This is a genomic window from Jatrophihabitans lederbergiae (assembly GCF_031845305.1).
GTDB classification, from domain to species: domain Bacteria; phylum Actinomycetota; class Actinomycetes; order Mycobacteriales; family Jatrophihabitantaceae; genus Jatrophihabitans_A; species Jatrophihabitans_A lederbergiae.
The window spans coordinates 1-18,589 of record NZ_JAVREH010000065.1 but is presented as its reverse complement, the minus strand read 5'-3'; the positions used below and the strand labels follow the sequence as shown (position 1 = coordinate 18,589).

The following is an 18,589-nucleotide window of genomic DNA, read 5'->3' as shown; positions in this document are numbered from 1 at the left end:
ACCGATATTCTTCACCCTGAAGGTGCTCCTTGTTGACGACGATCTGGCCTCAAGAACCTCGATCATCGTTGACCTGGAGCACTTTTCAGTTCACCGGCACGCCGCCACCATGAAAGCCCCGGGCTAGGGTCGTGAGCCGGACGTCAGGTGTTCCCCGCCAGGCGGGTCTGCTCTGTCATATCACCTTTGACACCCGAAATATCGGGGCCAGCGGCGGGCACCTCGCTCCATGGCACTCCACGACTGCACGCATCTCGCTCACCTGTCGCGGTTCGCCGCCTCGACCATGCAGTCCCTCGCCGTGCGAGGTCGGCCAGCCTCGCAACGTGATCACACGGGCCGGGATCTCAGCCAGCGGAGTCATGCTCTGCCCGAACGTCACACGCCCGGCAAGAGAAAGCAGGCTGTAGGACTCGTTGTCCTTGCCGGTCTCCTCCAGCCACCGCCCCTGGGCTTTCACTCGCAGGAGCAACTCATGGGCGGCGAGGCCGGGACGTAAGAAGACGTCGTCCATCTCGATGAAGACGGTGTGCCCGAAGAAGCCGAGCGAAGTCGTTATCGCCACAGCACCAGTGTCCCAGGTGCCAACAAATTCCTGGGTCCGGCACGGCGAGCTCTGCCGGGCGGTCGCAAGTGTGACCAGTCGGGTCGTGACGCAGATCCGCCGAGGTCGTCACTTATCCACAGATGGGGTGAACATGTCTGCGACAGTGCTCGAAGATCGTCTAGGCTGGCGGCATCAATCGGGTAATCCATTAGCAAAGGTGCACTGTGTCGACAGGGCTGGCGATCATCGAGGGCGAGGTGCGCGAACTCGTCCGACGCCGCTCTCTGGATCCGGTGCTCGAACCGGAATCGATGCGGCTGCTGGTGGACGAGGTGCTGTCGGACTACCTCGACCGTGCGGCGATGTCGGAGCTGCCGCCGCTGGGTGACGCCGACGCGGTGGCGCGGGTCGTCTTCGACCACGTCGCCGGGTTCGGGCCGTTGCAGCCCTACCTGGACGACGGTTCGGTGGAAGAGATCTGGATCAACGAGCCCGGCCGGGTGTTCATCGCGCGCCGTGGCCGGTCGGAGCTCACCACCGTGATCCTGACGACTGAGCAGGTGGCTGACCTGGTGGAGCGGATGCTGCGGCTGTCCGGTCGTCGGCTGGACCTCAGCACGCCGTTCGTCGATGCTCAACTTCCGGACGGGTCCCGGTTGCATGTGGTGATCCCGTCGATCACGCGCCGGCATATGGCGGTGAATATCCGCAAGTTCGTCGTGGGAGTGGCCGGTCTGGACGAGCTGGTACGCCTCGGTTCGATGCCCAGTGGGGTGGCCCGGTTCCTGGAGGCGTCGGTGACGGCGGGGCTCAACGTGCTGGTCTCCGGCGGCACCCAGGCCGGCAAGACCACGATGCTCAATGCCCTATGTGCTGCCATCCCGGCTTACGAGCGGGTGATCACCGCCGAAGAAGTGTTCGAGCTTCAGGTACCCCTGGCCGACGTCGTCTCGATGCAGACCCGGCAGCCGAACCTCGAGGGAACCGGCGAGATCACCTTGCGGCGACTGGTCAAAGAGGCCTTGCGGATGCGGCCCAGCCGGATCGTCGTCGGCGAGGTGCGACAAGAAGAGTGCCTGGATCTGCTGATCGCACTCAACTCTGGTTTGCCGGGCATGTGCACGCTGCACGCGAACTCCGCGCGCGAGGCGCTGGTCAAGATGTGCACGCTGCCGCTGCTGGCTGGTGAGAACGTCAGTGCGGGCTTCGTGGTGCCGACGGTCGCGGCCTCGGTGGACCTGGTGGTGCACCTGGGCACTGACCATCGCGGTCATCGCAGGGTGCGCGAGGTCATCGGCGTGACGGGGCGCGCGGAGGGCGATGTCATCGAGACATCCGAGCTGTACACCTATGTCGACGGGCAACTGCGTCGAGGCGATGGTTACCCGCCGCACGCCGAGCGCTATGAGCAGGCTGGGTACGAGCTCGGGGAACTGCTCGGTGACGGCCTGACCGGCAGTCCTCGCGCGTCGAGCGGCGCGCGGAGCTACTAGGCATGGGTGCATTCCTCGGCCTGCTCGCAGGCGTCGGACTGTTGCTGATCTGGCGCAGCGGGTCCCGTGCGCCACAGCGCTCCGCTGCTCGCGCCGGATGGATGGTTCGTCGCGACGAGCTGATTCGCCAAGCAGGCATTGACTCGGTCAGCTCCGCTCAGCTGCTGTGCGTTCAAGCCGGTGCCGCGGTGCTGGCCGGCGTCATCATCGAGCTCGCCACCAGTGCGGTCGCGGTGGCCGCCTGCTTTGCGGTGTTCGGCTTCGTCGCCCCGCTCGCTGTAGTCCGGCGGATGCGGCAACGGCGTCAGGTGGCCCTGCGTGAGTTGTGGCCGGAGGCAATCGACAACCTGGCCTCCGCCGTACGAGCCGGGATGTCCTTGCCCGAAGGGGTGTCCGGCCTGGCGGTTCGCGGGCCGGAGCCGTTGCGGCCCGCGTTTGCCCGCTTCGGCGCTTCCTACCGTGCCACTGGCCGGTTCGCCGACTGCCTGCACGCGCTGAAGCACGACTTGGCCGATCCGGTGGGGGACCGGGTCTGCGAGACGCTGCGGGTCGCGCGGGAGGTCGGCGGCAGTGACCTCGGAACGGTGCTGCGAACCCTGTCCGAACTGCTGCGGGTGGATGCGCGCACGAGGTCGGAGCTGGAGACGCGTCAGGGCTGGACGGTCAACGCCGCGCGGTTGGCCGTCGCGGCGCCGTGGCTCGTGCTCTTGATGCTCGGTGCCGAGTCCTCGACGCTGCGCAGCTTCGACTCCTCCGGTGGAGTGCTACTGCTCGCGATCGGTGGCGGGGTCTGTGTGGCCGCGTACCGGATCATGCTGCGCATCGGCCGGCTGCCGGAAGAGCCACGGGTGCTGCGATGAGTGCGTGGTGGCTCGGTGCCCTGCTCGGCGCGCTGGCCGGATGCGGAATGGTGCTGGCCGTCCGGGCATCCCCGCCCATGCGCCCGATCCGGCTCGTCGACCGGATCGCACCGTACCTCGCCGACACCCCGGCGCCGTCACGGCTGCTCGATCGTCCGAACGCGCGCTCGGAACCGTTCGGCGTGCTTTTCCGGTTACTGGGTCCACTCGCCGCTGATGCCGCCCGGTGGGTTGACCGCCTGGTGGGCGGAGCTGACTCGGTCCGCCGGCGACTCGGCGGCCTCGGATCTACCACCACTGTCGAGGAATTCCGCGTCGAGCAAGTGGTGTGGGGTGGCCTCGGCATGGTCGGCGGCGCCATCGGACTTGGTGCCCTGACGTACCTGCGTGGCGGTGTCGACCCGGTGCTGGTCATCGGCGCGGCGCTGATCGGTGCGGTCGGCGGCGTGCTGGCACGGGACTGGTGGCTGACCCAGCAAGTCGCCCGCCGGGAGCGGGCCATGCTGGCGGAGTTCCCCGTCATCGCCGACCTGCTCGCTCTGGCAGTCCTGGCGGGCGAGGCGCCGATCGACGCGATGCAGCGGGTATGCCGGCTGACCAAGGGCGAACTGACCAGGGACCTGCAAGCGGCACTGGACGAGGCCCGTGCGGGCATGCCGATGATCCGGGCTCTGGGTCAGCTCGCCGAGCGCACGACCCTCGAACCGTTCAGCAGGTTCATCCAGGGACTTGTCGTTGCTATCGAGCGTGGCACCCCGCTCGCGGAGGTGCTGCGGGCGCAGGCAACCGACGTCCGGGAATTCTCCAAGCGCGCGCTGCTCGAGGCAGGTGGCAAGAAGGAGTTGCAGATGATGGTGCCGGTCGTGTTCCTGATCCTGCCCGTCACCGTCCTGTTCGCTCTCTATCCGGGCCTACTCACGCTGACATCCCTTTCAAAATAATGGTATTTCTTCCCAACTAACGGTATTCAACGCGGTCGGCCCACCCGGTCGGCTCTGAGGAGACATAGACAATGGTTCAGGCACAGCTTTTCGCGGCGTGGTTCGGCATCCAGTTCCTGGCGGTTCGCAGCCGGGTCCGGGGTCCGGACTCCGAGCGAGGTGACGTACCCGGGTGGGTCATGGTGACCGTGATGACCGCCGGGTTGGTGGTTGTCATCTTCGGTGTGTTCAAGGGCAAGATCACCGACGCGATCAGCAATGCGATCGATTCGGTGACCGGTGCCACCGGTAGCTGAGCCGTGCCGCGGCTGACAGCGCTGCGCCGGCGGCTGGGTGATGATCGTGGCTCGTCGGTGATGGAGTTCACGATGATCTCCGTGCTGCTGGTATTCCTGCTGTTCGCGGTGCTGCAGGTGGCCGCGTTGTTCTACGTCCGGTCGGTTGTGGCGTCGGCTGCGGCGGATGGTGCCCGGTACGGGGCGAACGCGGATGTGGACCCGGCAGCGGGTGGCGCCCGGGCGTCCACCCTCATCGGTCGCGGGCTGGGCACGGGAATGGCTCGGCGGCTGCCGTGCGAGGGTGGCCAGGTCATCGACGAGGCGAGCGGGTTGGTGACCGCCGAGGTGCGCTGCCAGGGCCGGATCAGGTCGGTGTTCGTGCCGATCGGGGCGCTGGTCGACATCAAGGTCAGCGGTCAGTCGCTGAAAGATGCCCCGTGATGAACTGGCTGATCGACCGGTGGGCAGTGCTCCACCATGAGCGGCAGCGGGGCAGCGTCATCGTCGAGTTCATCTTCGTCGCGTTGTTGGTACTCGTCCCGCTGGTGTACCTGGTCATTGCGATCGCGGTCGTCCAGCGAAGCCGGCTCGCCACCACGAACGCCGCCCGTGATGTGGGCCGAGCCCTCGCAACATCGGACACCGGCAGCCAGGCCGACGCGGCGTTCCGGATAGCGCTGGCCAGTCAGGGCATTCCCGCGTCCGGCGCCGAGTTGCGCTACGTCGGTGCCGGCGATGATTGCCAGGATGCGGCCAGCGTGGTTCCGCAACTGGCACCCGGGTCCGAATTCACCGTGTGCGTGCTGCGCTCACAGCGACTGCCAGCCGTGCCGGCCATCCTGAGCGGCCGCGGCGTGACGACGATCGGCAGGTACGTGGTGCACGTCGATGACTTCCGGCCGGTGGGCTGATGCCGAGCCGCGCCGGGCTCCGACAGTCCCTCCGTGGCCGGCTGGAACCTGCCGACGACCGTGGCTCGACCATCCCGCTGATCCTCGGCTTCTTCCTGATCGCCCTGGTCATGGTGGCCGGCGCAATCGTGGCCAGTGACGCGTTCACCAAGCAACGTGATCTGCAGAGCGTCTGCGACGGAGCAGCATTGGCCGCGGCCAATGCCGTCGACGGACCGGCCGCCCGCACCGAGACCCTGACCGCGGCACTGCCGCTCGCGCCGGTGCAGCAAGCAGCGCAGTCCTACCTCGACCGGGACCCGGCTCGCCAACAAGTCACCGTCCGCGCTGCCCTGTCAGCCGACGGACACCTGGTGATGCTTGACTGCTCGCAGCACACCACGCTGGCCTTTCAGCGGCTTCTCGGTCGCCCGAACGGCTTCGATCAACACGCCACCTCCAGTGCGCAGGGCGACCTGCATTAGCAGCCTGCCGTGACGACACCGTTGGTGCGCCGCTCCTCCGCTGACGTACGAAGCCCTTGAAGTACGAGTGCCACCCAGCGTCACGCCGGAACCTCGACGACAACCGCCACCGCCAGGGCCGCGAACACCGTGGCGGCGGCCTTGTCGAGGTGCGTCCGGATCTGCGGCCGACGGCCGAGCAAGTCACGGGCGCCACCGGCAACCATGTCGATGGACGAGTCGATGACCGGCCCGATCGCCTGCATGATGAGCCCCAGCACCACGAACTGCAGCAGGATCTGTGCACGAACTGCGGCAGGAACGCCGTGAAGAACAGCGCCATCTTCCGCCGCGTTCCAGCGGCCGCACGGTGACATCGGCAGGCCTCCACAAACCACAAGATCGGAACAGAGGCGAGTCTGCTAAGACACAAAGTCGGAATTTCTCCCCACAGCGATCGACGGAGTTGTTGAATGACGCCATGAGCGGACAGTCGCTGGTCGGCCGAATCGGCACGGTATGCGTTGCTGTCCGCGGCGGCGAACTGCCGGGAGAGGTACGCGTGGTGGTGGACGGATTGCCGCACTACTACGTGGCCTACTGCACCCAGGCGCTGCCCCGGGACCACGAGGTCCTGGTGATCTGCAATCGCGGCGGGCGTCGGATAGACGTCGAGCCGTGGAGCCAGCCGGGATCAGGAGTCTCAGGCGGCACAGACCTAGACGGAAGGCACTGACGTGTTCGGATACCGCGTTCCAGCCCCGAATGAAGCACTGCTGATCAGCGGCAAGAAGCAGCGAGGCGACGACGCGCTGCAGTTCAAGATCGTGACCGGGCACGGGGTCTTCGTCATGCCGATCGTCTCGCGAGCCTCGACCCTGACCCTGGCGATGCAGGAGGCCGAGGTGGTCGAGGACTGCTACACCAAGCAGGGCCTCACCCTCGGCGTCCAGGCCGTCATCGCGTTCAAGGTGGGCGATGACCACGAGTCGATCGCCGCCGCTGCCCGGCGCTTTCAGGGCGACCAGTCGCAGATGGCGACCCTGGTGGGCCGGATCTTCAGCGGTCACCTGCGCAGCATCATCGGCAGCATGACCGTCGAGGCGATCATCCGCGAGCAGCAGACGCTCGGCGAGGCGATCCTCGACGCCAGCAAGGGCGAGATGGGCAAGATCGGCCTCGCCGTCGACTCGCTGCAGATCAGCAGCATCGACGACAAGGGCGCCGGCTACATCCGGGCGCTGGCGGCTCCGCACCAGGCTGCTGTCAACCAGGCGGCGAAGGTGGCTCAGGCCGCGGCCGACCAGGCCAGCGCGATGGCGCAGCAGGAGTCCGCCCGCAACCAGGCCGAGTACTCCCGGCAGACCGCGGTGGCTCAGGCGGAGTTCCAGGCCGAGATCGACCAGGCCCAGCAGAAGGCGGCGCAGGCCGGTCCGCTGGCCGCGGCGCAGGCGCAGCAGGCCGTGCTGGTAGAGCGCTCGCTGGTTGCGCAGAAGAACGCCGAACTGCGCGAGGCCGAGCTGATTGCGGAGGTCGTCAAACCCGCGCAGGCCGAGGCCGAACGGATCATCACCCTGGCCCGCGCCCAGGCCGATGCCACCAAGCTGTCCGCGCAGGCCGCCGCCGCCGAGGGCCGGATCGCGCTCGACCAGCTCGTCATCGAGCAGCTTCCGCAGATGCTGCGGGCCGCGGCGGAGGGGCTGCAGGGGTCGAACCTGACCGTCCTCAACGGCGCCGATGGCCTCACCGGAGTGGTCGCGTCGCTTGCGGGGCAGGGAATGGCCCTGCTGGACTCGGTCCGCAACGGCTTGGCCGGAACCGTCGATGACGCCTTCGTCGACGACAGCGAGGGCAGCACGGTCGATCGCTCGCTGAGCACCGGCGCGACTAGCATTGGATCTTCGGCCAACGGCGCGGCGAGCAATGGGACGGCGGGCAACGGTGCCCTGACCGACGGCGGCAAGCCGGCCACCTGGAGCTGACCCGGGCTGGAGCTGATCCGGGCCACGGGCCATCCTTCAGCGCAGGCGGGTACAGCGGCACTGACGACAGCGGGGGAGAGCTTCATGGCGCCGATGCCCGACCGGTTTGCCCCCATGCTCGCCACTGTTGGTGAGCTGCCCGATACCGCCCAGGACGCGCAGTGGGGCTACGAGACCAAGTGGGACGGTGCCCGGGCGGTGGCCTTCCTCAGCGAGGGCCGCGTCCGGTTGCTGTCGCGCAACGACCTGGATGTCAGCGTCAGCTATCCCGAGTTGCGGGCGCTCGGTGAGCAGGCCGGCAGCGGGCTGATCCTCGACGGCGAGATCGTCGCCTTCGGCGCGAACGGGCTGTCCAGTTTCGGCCGGTTGCAGAAGCGGATGCACGTCTCCCGGGCCGCCGACGCCGACAGGCTGAGCCGTAGCGACCCGGTGGTCTACCTGGTGTTCGACGTGCTCTACCGGGACGGGGCCTCGACGACCGCGCTGCCCTACATCCGGCGGCGCGAGCTGTTGGAGGCCCTCGACCTGAACGGACCGAGCTGGCAGACCCCGCGGTACTTCGTCGGGGGCGGGGCCGAGCTGCTGCAGGCCAGCAGGCAGCTCGGGCTCGAGGGCATCGTGGCCAAGCGCCTGAACAGCGCGTACCGGCCGGGGCGGCGCTCGCCGGACTGGCGCAAGATCAAGAATCTCCGTACCCAAGAGGTGGTCGTCGGTGGCTGGAAACCCGGCAACGGCCGCCGGGCCGGCACGGTGGGTGCGGTGCTGCTCGGCATACCGGACGAGGCGGGGCTGCGCTATGTCGGCAAGGTCGGCACCGGCTTCACCGATGCCGCGCTCGACGCGCTGCTGGCCCGGTTCCGGCCGCTGGCCCGTGCCACGTCCGCTTTCGGCGGCAGCTCCGCGGGTGCGGACCCCAGTTATGCCGTGCCGCGGGCCGAGAGCGCCGACGTGCGGTGGATCGAGCCCACCCTGGTGGGCGAGGTCGTCTTCGGCGAGTGGACCGGCGACGGCAGGCTGCGCCATTCGGTCTGGCGCGGGCTGCGCCCGGACAAGACGCCGGAAGAAGTCCGTCCGGAGAGTTGATTGTCGCCGGCCGCCACGCATAGTGGATTGGTGACGAAAACTGAGGACGCTCCACCCACGGAAGCAGCCGCATCCGGCGAGAGCACGGTGACTGTGCTGCTCGCGCTGGCGGCGAATGCCGGTGTGGGCCTGCTGAAATTGATCGCCGGACTGATCACCGGATCCGGGGCGCTGCTGTCGGAGGCCGCGCACTCGGCCGGTGACACCTCGACCGAGCTGCTGCTGCTGACGGCGCTGCACCGGTCGGAGAAGCCGGCGGATCGGGTGCACCCCTTCGGCTACGGCAAGGAGCGGTACTTCTGGTCGCTGCTGGCGGCCGTCACCATCCTGGTGTCCGGCGCGGCGTTCTCCATCTACCAGGGCTTCCACACGATCTTCTCCTCGGGAACTGAGCCGACCGACAAGCTCTGGATCAACTACCCGGTGCTGGCCATTGCCGCCGTCCTCGAGGGGATGTCGTTCCGGCAGGCGGTCGGTCAGGTCAAGGGCGCCGCGGCCAGGGGTCGCCGCTCCTTCCGGTCCTACGTCAAGGATCCGGATGACCCGACGGTCAAGAGCGTGGTCCTGGAGGACGCCGCCGCCCTGATAGGGCTCGCGCTCGCCGGCGCCGGCGTCGCGCTGCACCAGCTCACCGGTTCGGCGTTCTGGGACGGGCTCGCGTCGCTGTCCATCGGCGTGCTGCTGGTCTTCGCCGCGTTCGCGCTGGCCCAGACCTGCAAGGGGCTGTTGATCGGCAAGCAGGCCGACCTCAGGATGGTCCGGGCAATCACCGCCTGGCTGGAGCGGCAGGACGAGGTGCTGGACGTGGTCGATGTGCTGACCATGATGACCGGCGTGAACAAGATCCTGCTGTGTGCCCGGGTCGACTTCGTGGACTCCGCCTCCGCCACCGAAATCGAGGCGGCCTGCATGCGGTTCGACACCGACCTGCGGATGGGATTTCCCTCGCTGGACGAGATCTTCCTGCAGCCGGTGCCCCGCACCGATGCCGAACTCCGGGTGCGGGTGCTCACCCGGTACGGCCGGGTGCTGGCTGACGAGCCGGAATCGGAGTCCGCGGCCCGGGCCCGGTCGCTGGCCGCGGCACGCGACGGCCACGGTCTCGGTACCACTCGGGCGCCGCTAAACGACTAGCAACGACTAGCGATGACCAGCCGGCCCGGTGACCAGTAGTCTGAACTGCTGTGACTGATGTTCCCGCCGAGCTGAAAGAGCTGTCGGCGACCCTGGCCAGTATCGAGGCGGTCCTCGACGTGCCCAAGCTGCGTGCGCAGGTCGCCGAACTCGAGGCCCTGGCCTCTGATCCCGACCTGTGGAGCGACAGCGAGAACGCCCAGAAGGTGACCTCGAAGCTGAGCCACACCCAGGGTCAGGTCCGCCGGGTCGAGGAGCTGCGCAGCCGGGTGGACGACGCCGAGCTGCTGTGGGAGATGGCCGGGTCCGAGGGCGACGCCGATTCCGCTACCGAGGTCGAGGCCGAGCTCGCCAAGCTGCACAAGGCGATCGGCGAGCTCGAGGTCCAGACGCTGCTGAGCGGGCCGTACGACTCGCGCGAGGCACTCGTCACCATCCGGTCCGAGGCCGGCGGCGTGGATGCGGCTGACTTCGCCGAGATGCTGATGCGGATGTACCTGCGCTGGGCAGAGCGGCACAACTACTCGACCGAGGTCTATGACACCTCCTACGCCGAAGAGGCGGGCATCAAGTCGGCCACCTTCCAGGTCAAGGCGCCCTACGCCTACGGCACCTTGTCGGTGGAGCAGGGCACCCACCGCCTGGTGCGGATCAGCCCGTTCGACAACCAGGGACGCCGGCAGACCAGCTTCGCCGGCGTCGAGGTGTTGCCGGTCGTGGAGTCTTCGGACCACGTCGACATTCCCGACGACGAGCTACGGGTGGATGTCTACCGCTCGTCCGGTCCGGGTGGGCAGGGCGTCAACACCACCGACTCGGCGGTCCGGCTCACCCACCTGCCGACCGGGATCGTGGTCAGCTGCCAGAACGAGCGCAGCCAGATCCAGAACAAGGCGTCCGCGCTCGCGGTGCTGCAGGCCAAGCTGCTCGAACTGCGGCGGCAACAGGAGCAGGCCGCGCTCGACAAGCTCAAGGACGCGGGCAACAGCTGGGGCAACCAGATGCGCTCCTACGTCCTGCATCCGTACCAGATGGTGAAGGATCTGCGCACCGAGCACGAGGTCGGTAACCCGTCGGCCGTGCTCGACGGGGACATCGACGACTTCATCGAGGCCGGCATCCGCTGGCGCCGCTCCGCGTAGCTGCCGTACATCGTTCAACCGGCCGGTAGGATGGCCTCCCGTGATCGCGCTCCAGAATGTCACCAAGATCTATCCGGCCAGCACCCGTCCGGCATTGGACGGCGTGACCCTCGACATCGACAAGGGCGAGTTCGTCTTCCTGATCGGCGCGTCCGGGTCGGGAAAGTCTTCGGTCCTCCGCCTGCTGTTGCGTGAGGACATCCCGACCAAGGGCAGCGTCATCGTCAACGGCAAGGACATCGCCAAGCTACCCGGGCGCAAGGTGCCCGAGCTTCGGCGCGGGATCGGCTGCGTGTTCCAGGACTTCCGGCTGCTGCCGAAGAAGACCGTGCAAGAGAACGTCGCCTTCGCCCTGGAGGTCATCAACAAGTCCCAGCGGGCCATTGCCCGGTCGGTGCCCGAAGTGCTCGACATGGTGGGCCTGGACGGCAAGGCCCACCGGTACCCGAACGAGTTGTCCGGTGGTGAGCAGCAGCGCGTCGCCATCGCCCGGGCCTTCGTGAACCGGCCGCTGGTGCTGCTCGCCGACGAGCCGACCGGCAACCTGGATCCGGACACCAGCCAGGGGATCATGAGCCTGCTGGAGCGGATCAACCGCAAGGGCACCACCGTCGTGATGGCCACCCACGACAGCAACATCGTCGACGCCATGCGCCGCCGGGTGATCGAGCTGGACCTCGGCCACGTGGTGCGGGACCAGAACCGGGGCGTGTACGGAATCGGGCGTTAGCCAGCCAGCACCTCGAACGGACCAGCCAGCCAGCACCACTCGGTTCAAAAGCGAACCTCGATCGGAGTAACAACCCATGCGCGCCAGCTATCTGATGTCTGGAGTCGCGACAGGTCTGCGCCGCAACGCCAGCATGACCATCGCCCTCGTGCTCTCGACCGCGATCGCGCTGTTCTTCCTCGGCGGCGCCCTGCTGATCAACAAAGAGATCTCCAAGACCCAAGAGGCCTACAAGGACAAGATCAACGTCTCGGTCTACCTGTGCACCGCGACCTCGAACCAGAACCCGGGCTCGAACTGCAAGCACAAGGTGACCTCGGCCGAGCGGCAGGCGTTGCAGGCCGAGCTGCGGGCCGACCCGCAGATCACGAGCGTGCAGTATCTGGACGAGGCGCAGGCGACCGCGATCGCGAAGCAGCGCCTCGGCGCCAAGGTGGTCGACGAGGCCGGACCCGGCGCCATCCCCGCCTCGTTCACGATCAAGCTGCGGGACCTGAAGAACGACTACAACCCGGTGGCGGCCCGCTATGCGAAGGTGGCGGGGGTGGAGCAGGTGCAGAACCAGGACGTCAGCCTCAAGACGATGCTCCGGCTCTTCGACACCGGCCGGGTCGGCTCGTACGTGATGGCTTTCATCGTCGGCATCTGCGCGCTGCTGCAGATGGCCAACACCATCCAGGTGGCCGCGCAGCAACGGCGCAACGAGACCGGCATCATGCGGCTGGTCGGGGCGTCGCGCTGGATGACCCAGCTGCCGTTCGTGATCGAGGCGATGGTGGCCGCGGTGGTGGGTGCCGTACTGGGCATGGTGGGCAACTGGGTCGCGAAGCTGGTCTTTCTCGACGGGCTGCTCGGTGACCAGGTGAAGTCGAAGATCCTGCAGCCGCTGGACGGCAACGACATCATCCTGGCCGGCGGTGTCGGCCTGATCGCCGGCGTGGTGCTGGCCGCGGCGACCGCCTGGATGACGCTGCGCCTGTACGTCCGGCTGTAGTTTCTAGTTATGGCCGCCGCACCCAAGACCGCAGGGTCCAAGAGCCCAGCACTGTCGTCCAACCGTCCCGTACGCAAGATCATCGCCCAGAACAAGAAGGCGCGGCACGAGTATTCGATCGAGGACGTCTTCGAGTGCGGCGTTGTGCTGATGGGCACCGAGGTGAAGTCGCTGCGGCTGGGACGGGCGTCGCTGGTGGACGGCTTCGCGACGATCGACAATGGCGAGGTGTACCTGCACGGCGTGCACATTCCGGAGTACGCCTTCGGCTCGTGGACGAACCACACCCCGCGCCGGGTCCGCAAGTTGCTGCTGCACAAGGGCGAGATCCTGCGGCTGATCGGCAAGACCAAGGAGTCAGGCCTGACCCTGGTGCCGCTGTCCCTCTATTTCGTCGAGGGCAAGGTCAAGGTTGAGATCGCCCTCGCGCGCGGTAAGAAGAGCTGGGACAAGCGCCAGGATCTGGCCAAGCGCGACGCCGACCGCGAGGTGAGTAGGGCGCTCGGACGGCGGGCCAAGGGCTACACGGAGTGAGTTCGGCGCAGTCCCTGACCGACGCTGAGGTTCCGCAGGTCTGGCAATCGCTCGGGCTGCCGGGGCTGGCCGACGTCCACGTGCACTTTCTGCCACCGGGCATGCTGGCCAAGGTCTGGCGCTACTTCGACGACGCCGAGCGCCATTACGGCATGGCCTGGCCGGTCCAGTACCGCGACGACGAGCGGCAGCGCATCGACACCCTGCACACACTCGGCGTCCGGCACTTTCCGACGCTGTGCTACCCGCACAAGCCGGGCATGGCGACCTGGCTGAACGACTGGTGCGCCGACTTCGCCGCCGAGCATCCCGACGCGGTGCACAGCGCGACCTTCTTTCCCGAGCCCGGTGCCGCTCTTTACGTCGGCGAGGCGCTGGAGCGGGGCGCGCGGATCTTCAAGGCCCACGTCCAGGTGGGACAGTTCGACCCTCGGGACGAGCTGCTCGACGAGGTCTGGGGACTGCTCAGCGAGGCCGGCGTGCCGGTCGTCGTGCACTGCGGCTCGGGTCCGATACCCGGCGCCCACACCGGCCCGGCCCCGATCGGCGCGGTGCTGCGCCGGCATCCGTCGCTGGCTGCGGTGATCGCGCACTGCGGCATGCCCGAGTACGCCGAGCACCTGGAGCTGGCGCGCACGTACCGCAACGTCCGGTTGGACACCACCATGGTCGGCACCCCGTACATCGAGCGGGTCGCGCCGCTTCCGGCCGAGGTACTGGACGCGTACCGGTCGCTGGCCGACAAGATCGTGCTGGGCACGGACTTTCCCAACATCCCGTACTCCTACGCCACCCAAATCCAGTCGCTCGTTGACTGGGGCTTCGGCGATGATTGGCTGCGGCAGGTGCTGTGGCACAACGGCGCGGAGTTGCTGGGGATTGGGACATGACGGTTCGCTGGGGTTCGCTGAGCGCCGAGTGCGTGCGGGAGTGGGCCCAGCTGACGAATCTGCTGGCCACCGTCGATGGCGCCGAGGAGTTCTACGAGGCCGAGGATCTGGCCGAGGAGCTGATCGAGCCGGGCGTGGATGCGGTCCGGGACACCGTCGCCGTGTGGGATGACGGCGCGCTGATCGGCTTCGGCCAACTTGGGGTCAAGCGTGGACCACCGAGCGGCAACCTCTCTGCCCTGCTCGTCGGCGGCGTGCATCCGGACCACCGTGGCCGTGGGATGGGGGTCAGGGTCATGGACCTGCTGGAAGCGCGGGCAATGCAGCTTGGCGCGGAGCGCGGGCCGGGAGTACCGGTTCACCTGCGAGTGCCGGGCGGCATCGAGGACGCGTCGGTGCGGCGCCTGCTGGAACACCGCGGGTACGCGATCGAGCGGTACTACCGGAAACTGGAACGCCCCATTCCCGGCGCTCCGGTTGCCGAACCTTCCGTCGCGGTGACTCCATATTCGGCCGAGCTGAGCGAGCAGGTGCGACTGGCGCACAACGATGCCTTCAGCACGCATTGGGGCTCGACGCCACGTGACCCCCTGCGTTGGCAGAGCTACGTCGGCTCGCGATCTTTTCGCCCCGATGCCGGCTTCGTCAGCCTGGCGGCCGACGGCCGGGTGCTGGCCTACACGCTGGTGTGCGAGTGGGTGCCGGGGGAGGCCTGGGTGGACCTCGTCGGTACCCGGCAAGAGGCGCGTGGCCGGGGGTTGGCGCGGGCGTGTCTCAGTGCGTCGCTGCGCTCGATGGCCGCGCAGGGCTACACCGCGGCCGGGCTGTCGGTGGATTCGGAGAACGCCCAGGGAGCCGGCGCCCTGTACTCGTCCGTGGGGTTCGAGCTGCAGCGGGTGGTCGCCTCATACGGCAAGGTCGTTCCTGCGCTGGGTTAGCTGCGCTTCGGCCCTCGGCGAAACCGGCTGGGTCTGGCAGCTACCGGCGTGGCATGATGGGAGCCGTTGCTAGTACAGCACCGTCCAGGGGGTGAACGGTTTCGACTTTGTGCGTCTAGATGTGGAGAAGCGGGCCGAGGACCGCATTGCTGACCTCGTTAAAAAAGCGATGCAAAACAAAATAAGCGCCGATTCTAATCGCGCTGACTTCGTTCTCGCTGCCTAAGCAGCGGAACGGGTCTGTCAGCCCGGGTTCGTCACCGGCCCGGATCCTGGCATCAGCTAGGTGGCTTACCGCTCGCCCCGGTCGCGGGGGAGGGCGGGACAACTCACAGCGACTGGGCCTGTCACACCGACTTGTGTGCATGATCGGTGAGGCCAAGTAGAGACGATGCACACTGCGCCCGGAGAATGCCCATCAACACGACGAAGGACCCGGGTTCGATTCCCGGCACCTCCACCGACGATGAAGGCCCCTACGTAGTTTGTAGGGGCCTTTGTCGTCGATTGGCTCGGTTTCCAGTCGGGAATCGGGAGGAGGCCGTGACCGAGGTACGAGGAAACGTCTGGCCGACGGATCCCGGCACCGGCCGGGACGCCTCACTACCTGCGGGAGCAGGCCACGACCAGTCCGGCGACCGCAGTGCCCGTCACGACGACTCTGGTGTCGGCTCTGCAGGTGCCCTGCCCGTCGTCGAACTGGGGAGAAGTGCCGGTGACTGTGTACGTGCCGGGTCTCAACGACATGGTGAACGTCCCGTCGGCGGCTGCCTGCGTGTGGTGCGTATCGTCCGACGTGAACACGACCTGCCCCCCGACCCCTGGTTGGCTGGAACCGCTGGGGCCGCCGGTCAGCCGGAGAGTCCCAGACACGGCAGTTCCCGACGCGCCGGAGTGACCGGTTTGCGCTCGGCATGCGGTCAGGCTGAGCAGCCCGACCAATGCGGCGATGCCGACAAGCGATGGAGGCATCATGTTCACACGACGCACTGTGCCCGCGCCCGGTCTGCGGCGCAATAAGCAGGCTCGCTATCCATCCGACTCTGAGGCCCGACACGCCGTGCCAGGCGTTACCCAGTCCTGGACGGTCTGCCGATAGCGGCGGTGCACCCAGAATTGTCGTCCCGCGACCAGCACCCTGTCGTACCTGTCACGACCGACGACGACCTCGACGTTAGTGCCGTTGTCCGCGCGCAGCAGCCGGCCGGGTGTCGGGCCGGTCAATGCAGTCCACTCCTGAATGCCGTCGGCTGTGCGCGCCAGCAGCCGGTGCCGGGTGAACAACAGCTCCCAGTTCCCCCACCCGCCGAGGTGCGGGTACAGGCCCGTGAATGCCGGCACCGCGCCCACTACAGTCACGCCCTGGCGCGCAAACCGGCTGATCAATTCGTGACCGTCACTCACCTAAGACCCGCCGCGCATCCCTCATGACAGCCATCGTGCGCTTGAGCACCGTCTGTGTACCCCCATAGCAGCCCAGCGCGAACCAGATACAGCTCACAGACCGGATCTTACTGAGTCGCGAGCATGAGGCGCCGGCATGAGAGGTTGAGCGTGTGCCCACCGACTTGCAGCGCTATTGGAACCACAACACTCACTACCACCGGCGAGTCCTTCGGGCTGTACCCGGCCGAGCTCGGGCCGTCTTGGATGTCGGAACCGGTGACGGGTTGCTCGCGTGCGACCTTCGCGAGCAGGTTCCCGAAGTGGTGGGCATCGACCTAGACGCGGAGGTCCTGGCTCGGGCGCGGGCGACGGGCGCCGACGTTCAATGGGTACACGGAGACTTCATGACTCATCCGTTACCGCTCGGCTACTTCGAGCTCGTGGCCTCCATCGCCACGCTGCACCACGCATCGGACCTGGCAAGCGCGCTGACTCGGCTGGCGGCCTTGACCGCGCCAGGTGGACGAGTCGTCGTGATCGGTTGTGCCCGCCCCTCGAAGCCGCGCGATTTCCTGGTTGAGTCCGCCGGGATTGCGCAGCATCATGTGCTGTCGCGCACCCGCGGATTCTGGCAACACTCAGCGCCGGTGCAAATGCGATTTCCCCATACCTATAGCGAGGCACGCGCCATCACGACGGCCACGCTGCCCGGCGCCAAGTGGAGGCAACTCCCGCTCTTCAGGTACCTGGTCGTGTGGTCAAAGCAGATATGACGGGCCCAATCGCTGCGGGATTTGCCGCGCAGCGGCCCCACTCGATATGCCGCGTTCCGAGCGCGCCGCGAGACGCGGCTTCGCACTGCTATGCGGCTCGACGCATCCTGGCCGGCCGTGGGCCGGGGTGGCTCAGGTGCCGGAGCGTTGTGGCGACGCAGGCGACCTGGAGCCAGCCGGTCGCTGATGCGGTGTTCTCGAACGACTTGGCGAGTCTGCGGCTGCGGCCGAGACGTCCGTGGGCCACCTTGACGCGCCAGGCGTGCCGGATGGGACGGAAGACCGGCTGCTTGTTGGTCCCACCCGACCCGGCGAACCTCCACGCCATGCGGACGGCCCAGCTTGTTCGCCGCCTGTGCCGTCACGCCGCGGTCGACGAGCACCAGCTCCTGCGCCCGCCCCTCAACCTCACGGGCGGCGGCATGCAGCACCGTGAGCGCGCGGGCCCAGGTGCCGTTGCGTGACCAGCGGCGGAACTGTGACCAAACCCGCGTCCAGCGGCCGAATGACTCGGGCAGGTAGCGCCACTGGCATCCGGTCTGCGCGATGTACAGCATCGCGTCGACCACCGTGCGCAGGTCATCACCGTGCTTGCGGCCCCGCTTCCCCGGTGAGTTGAACACCGGCTCCAGCACCGCCCACTGCTCATCGGTTAGATCACTCGGATACGCCATGCCGCGCACCGTGACGACCAACGGCGCAGCGGCAATAGGGACACACCCAGTTAGTCAGGGTTGGCCAGCGCGGCTAGGGCGGAGTAAAGCGCGAAAGTGGCTATGACCGGCGCCGCTGCCACGATCGGGCGCCACCTCAACCGGTTACGAAGCGTGTCGCCGGTCTGGCGGTCGAGCTGCGCATGAAACGGTCCGCAGAGCCTGGTCAGACGTCGTGCCGCACGGCGCCCGCGCCGATTCCCCGTAAATCTGGCGATCAGAGACCGCTGGTTGGCCACGGTGCTCACACGCCGTCCCGAGGTGAGCCGGATCGCGAAGCCGTTCGCGTCTTCGAGGTCGACGATGTCGGCTGCCTCGACGAGATATGTGCGCAGCAGCGAGACCACGTGCACGTCGCCGCCCCGAACGAAGATCCGCGACGTCGCGAAGGCCGCGCCGACGGCAACGCACGCCCCACCGATTGAGCCGGCGCTGATGCGGTCTCCGGCTGAGACCCACTCCGCCCACCGGTCCGGTACCAGCGAGGACTCCTGCGGCGAAAGCTGCGACGATTACGTAGATCCCCGCGCTTGTGGTTCCGACGAAACCGTCGATGCCCCACAGGAAACGCATTCGCCGCCTCATCGGCTGAGTGTCCCCGACGAGGAAGGTTTGGATATGGACGACGTCGTTGCAGTTGAGGTGAAATTGACGGACGGCTCGGTGCGCTTCTTCGTCACATGGGGACGGAGGGACCTGACCCCGAGTAGTGGACACGCTCAATCCCTGCTTCGGTGGGGTGGAAGCGAGATGATCCACTCATGGCGAGGAAGAACTACTCCGAGGAGTTTCGCCGCGACGCTGTCGAGTTGTATCG

24 protein-coding genes and 1 other RNA gene are annotated in these 18,589 nt (G+C 67.4%); 19 read left to right on the top strand and 6 right to left on the bottom strand.

The window, feature by feature from the left end; genetic code table 11:
- Positions 1–175 precede the first annotated feature (175 nt).
- On the bottom strand, positions 176–565 hold the full coding sequence (locus RM423_RS21950) for a hypothetical protein (protein WP_311425186.1): 390 nt from the start codon (positions 563–565) through the stop codon (positions 176–178).
- 206 nt (positions 566–771) lie between these two features.
- Here RM423_RS21950 and RM423_RS21945 point away from each other — a divergent pair, with 206 nt between their 5' ends.
- The 7 genes from RM423_RS21945 (at position 772) to RM423_RS21915 (ending at position 5,494) form a co-directional block, all read left to right on the top strand.
- Positions 772–2,040, top strand: coding sequence for a CpaF family protein (locus RM423_RS21945; RefSeq protein WP_311425185.1), 1,269 nt, complete (start codon positions 772–774; stop codon positions 2,038–2,040).
- Between the two features lie 2 nt (positions 2,041–2,042).
- Positions 2,043–2,900, top strand: a complete 858-nt coding sequence (locus RM423_RS21940) for a type II secretion system F family protein (RefSeq protein ID WP_311425184.1) — start codon at positions 2,043–2,045, stop codon at positions 2,898–2,900.
- Positions 2,897–3,841 carry a type II secretion system F family protein gene (locus RM423_RS21935; RefSeq protein ID WP_311425183.1) on the top strand — a complete coding sequence of 315 codons (945 nt, stop codon included), beginning with the start codon at positions 2,897–2,899 and terminating at the stop codon, positions 3,839–3,841. Before RM423_RS21940 ends, RM423_RS21935 begins: the two co-directional genes overlap by 4 nt.
- A 71-nt stretch (positions 3,842–3,912) precedes the next feature.
- Positions 3,913–4,137: a hypothetical protein gene (locus RM423_RS21930; protein WP_311425182.1), complete on the top strand. Its 225-nt coding sequence runs from the start codon at positions 3,913–3,915 to the stop codon at positions 4,135–4,137.
- Positions 4,138–4,197: 60 nt separating this feature from the next.
- A complete protein-coding gene (locus tag RM423_RS21925; RefSeq protein WP_311425187.1) occupies positions 4,198–4,560 on the top strand; it encodes a TadE/TadG family type IV pilus assembly protein in 363 nt (120 codons plus the stop codon).
- Positions 4,557–5,030 (top strand): hypothetical protein, encoded by a 474-nt coding sequence (locus RM423_RS21920; protein ID WP_311425181.1) that lies wholly within the window; start codon positions 4,557–4,559, stop codon positions 5,028–5,030. Before RM423_RS21925 ends, RM423_RS21920 begins: the two co-directional genes overlap by 4 nt.
- On the top strand, positions 5,030–5,494 hold the full coding sequence (locus RM423_RS21915) for a pilus assembly protein TadG-related protein (RefSeq protein ID WP_311425180.1): 465 nt from the start codon (positions 5,030–5,032) through the stop codon (positions 5,492–5,494). Before RM423_RS21920 ends, RM423_RS21915 begins: the two co-directional genes overlap by 1 nt.
- Before the next feature lie 80 nt (positions 5,495–5,574).
- Here RM423_RS21915 and RM423_RS21910 read toward each other — a convergent pair whose 3' ends face one another.
- Complete coding sequence (locus RM423_RS21910; protein ID WP_311425179.1) at positions 5,575–5,850, bottom strand: hypothetical protein; 276 nt, start codon at positions 5,848–5,850, stop codon at positions 5,575–5,577.
- Between the two features lie 104 nt (positions 5,851–5,954).
- On the opposite strand from RM423_RS21910, the gene RM423_RS21905 reads away from it, so the two are divergent.
- From RM423_RS21905 to ssrA, 11 genes are all read left to right on the top strand, one after another.
- Complete coding sequence (locus tag RM423_RS21905) at positions 5,955–6,209, top strand: hypothetical protein (protein WP_311425178.1); 255 nt, start codon at positions 5,955–5,957, stop codon at positions 6,207–6,209.
- A gap of 1 nt (position 6,210) precedes the next feature.
- Positions 6,211–7,455, top strand: coding sequence for an SPFH domain-containing protein (locus RM423_RS21900; RefSeq protein WP_311425177.1), 1,245 nt, complete (start codon positions 6,211–6,213; stop codon positions 7,453–7,455).
- 84 nt (positions 7,456–7,539) lie between these two features.
- Positions 7,540–8,538 (top strand): non-homologous end-joining DNA ligase, encoded by a 999-nt coding sequence (gene ligD / locus RM423_RS21895; protein WP_311425176.1) that lies wholly within the window; start codon positions 7,540–7,542, stop codon positions 8,536–8,538.
- 30 nt (positions 8,539–8,568) lie between these two features.
- Positions 8,569–9,672, top strand: a complete 1,104-nt coding sequence (locus tag RM423_RS21890; protein WP_311425175.1) for a cation diffusion facilitator family transporter — start codon at positions 8,569–8,571, stop codon at positions 9,670–9,672.
- A gap of 50 nt (positions 9,673–9,722) precedes the next feature.
- A complete protein-coding gene (prfB, locus tag RM423_RS21885; protein WP_311425174.1) occupies positions 9,723–10,814 on the top strand; it encodes a peptide chain release factor 2 in 1,092 nt (363 codons plus the stop codon).
- Between the two features lie 40 nt (positions 10,815–10,854).
- Positions 10,855–11,544, top strand: a complete 690-nt coding sequence (ftsE, locus tag RM423_RS21880) for a cell division ATP-binding protein FtsE (RefSeq protein WP_311425173.1) — start codon at positions 10,855–10,857, stop codon at positions 11,542–11,544.
- A gap of 76 nt (positions 11,545–11,620) precedes the next feature.
- The gene (gene ftsX, locus RM423_RS21875) at positions 11,621–12,538 is read left to right on the top strand and encodes a permease-like cell division protein FtsX (protein ID WP_311425172.1); all 918 of its coding nucleotides are present in this window, start codon (positions 11,621–11,623) and stop codon (positions 12,536–12,538) included.
- Positions 12,539–12,547: 9 nt separating this feature from the next.
- Positions 12,548–13,072, top strand: coding sequence for an SsrA-binding protein SmpB (gene smpB, locus RM423_RS21870; protein WP_311425171.1), 525 nt, complete (start codon positions 12,548–12,550; stop codon positions 13,070–13,072).
- Positions 13,069–13,962 (top strand): amidohydrolase family protein, encoded by an 894-nt coding sequence (locus RM423_RS21865; protein ID WP_311425170.1) that lies wholly within the window; start codon positions 13,069–13,071, stop codon positions 13,960–13,962. Before smpB ends, RM423_RS21865 begins: the two co-directional genes overlap by 4 nt.
- Positions 13,959–14,900: a GNAT family N-acetyltransferase gene (locus tag RM423_RS21860; protein WP_311425169.1), complete on the top strand. Its 942-nt coding sequence runs from the start codon at positions 13,959–13,961 to the stop codon at positions 14,898–14,900. Before RM423_RS21865 ends, RM423_RS21860 begins: the two co-directional genes overlap by 4 nt.
- An 87-nt stretch (positions 14,901–14,987) precedes the next feature.
- Positions 14,988–15,363: a transfer-messenger RNA gene (ssrA, locus tag RM423_RS21855) on the top strand.
- Positions 15,364–15,503: 140 nt separating this feature from the next.
- Here the strand turns inward: ssrA and RM423_RS21850 are convergent.
- Both RM423_RS21850 and RM423_RS21845 read right to left on the bottom strand, forming a co-directional pair.
- Positions 15,504–15,773, bottom strand: coding sequence for a peptidase associated/transthyretin-like domain-containing protein (locus tag RM423_RS21850; protein WP_311425168.1), 270 nt, complete (start codon positions 15,771–15,773; stop codon positions 15,504–15,506).
- Positions 15,774–15,929: 156 nt separating this feature from the next.
- On the bottom strand, positions 15,930–16,241 hold the full coding sequence (locus RM423_RS21845) for a hypothetical protein (RefSeq protein WP_311425167.1): 312 nt from the start codon (positions 16,239–16,241) through the stop codon (positions 15,930–15,932).
- A 215-nt stretch (positions 16,242–16,456) separates the two neighbouring features.
- Here RM423_RS21845 and RM423_RS21840 point away from each other — a divergent pair, with 215 nt between their 5' ends.
- Positions 16,457–17,059, top strand: a complete 603-nt coding sequence (locus tag RM423_RS21840) for a class I SAM-dependent methyltransferase (protein ID WP_311425166.1) — start codon at positions 16,457–16,459, stop codon at positions 17,057–17,059.
- Here the strand turns inward: RM423_RS21840 and RM423_RS25990 are convergent.
- Both RM423_RS25990 and RM423_RS21835 read right to left on the bottom strand, forming a co-directional pair.
- Positions 16,957–17,733, bottom strand: coding sequence for a transposase (locus RM423_RS25990; protein WP_396327827.1), 777 nt, complete (start codon positions 17,731–17,733; stop codon positions 16,957–16,959). The genes RM423_RS21840 and RM423_RS25990 overlap by 103 nt on opposite strands.
- A gap of 50 nt (positions 17,734–17,783) precedes the next feature.
- A complete protein-coding gene (locus RM423_RS21835; RefSeq protein WP_311425165.1) occupies positions 17,784–18,125 on the bottom strand; it encodes a hypothetical protein in 342 nt (113 codons plus the stop codon).
- Between the last annotated feature and the right edge of the window lie 464 nt (positions 18,126–18,589).

Bases quoted from the DNA above. Each gene is read 5' to 3' on its own strand.
- RM423_RS21940 (WP_311425184.1), top strand. From the start codon at position 2,043: ATGGGTGCATTCCTCGGCCTGCTCGCAGGCGTCGGACTGTTGCTGATC.
- RM423_RS21935 (WP_311425183.1), top strand. From the start codon at position 2,897: ATGAGTGCGTGGTGGCTCGGTGCCCTGCTCGGCGCGCTGGCCGGATGC.
- RM423_RS21930 (WP_311425182.1), top strand. From the start codon at position 3,913: ATGGTTCAGGCACAGCTTTTCGCGGCGTGGTTCGGCATCCAGTTCCTG.
- RM423_RS21925 (WP_311425187.1), top strand. From the start codon at position 4,198: ATGGAGTTCACGATGATCTCCGTGCTGCTGGTATTCCTGCTGTTCGCG.
- RM423_RS21915 (WP_311425180.1), top strand. From the start codon at position 5,030: ATGCCGAGCCGCGCCGGGCTCCGACAGTCCCTCCGTGGCCGGCTGGAA.
- RM423_RS21910 (WP_311425179.1), bottom strand. From the start codon at position 5,850: ATGTCACCGTGCGGCCGCTGGAACGCGGCGGAAGATGGCGCTGTTCTT.
- RM423_RS21905 (WP_311425178.1), top strand. From the start codon at position 5,955: ATGAGCGGACAGTCGCTGGTCGGCCGAATCGGCACGGTATGCGTTGCT.
- ligD (WP_311425176.1), top strand. From the start codon at position 7,540: ATGGCGCCGATGCCCGACCGGTTTGCCCCCATGCTCGCCACTGTTGGT.
- ftsX (WP_311425172.1), top strand. From the start codon at position 11,621: ATGCGCGCCAGCTATCTGATGTCTGGAGTCGCGACAGGTCTGCGCCGC.
- smpB (WP_311425171.1), top strand. From the start codon at position 12,548: ATGGCCGCCGCACCCAAGACCGCAGGGTCCAAGAGCCCAGCACTGTCG.
- RM423_RS21860 (WP_311425169.1), top strand. From the start codon at position 13,959: ATGACGGTTCGCTGGGGTTCGCTGAGCGCCGAGTGCGTGCGGGAGTGG.
- RM423_RS25990 (WP_396327827.1), bottom strand. From the start codon at position 17,733: ATGGCGTATCCGAGTGATCTAACCGATGAGCAGTGGGCGGTGCTGGAG.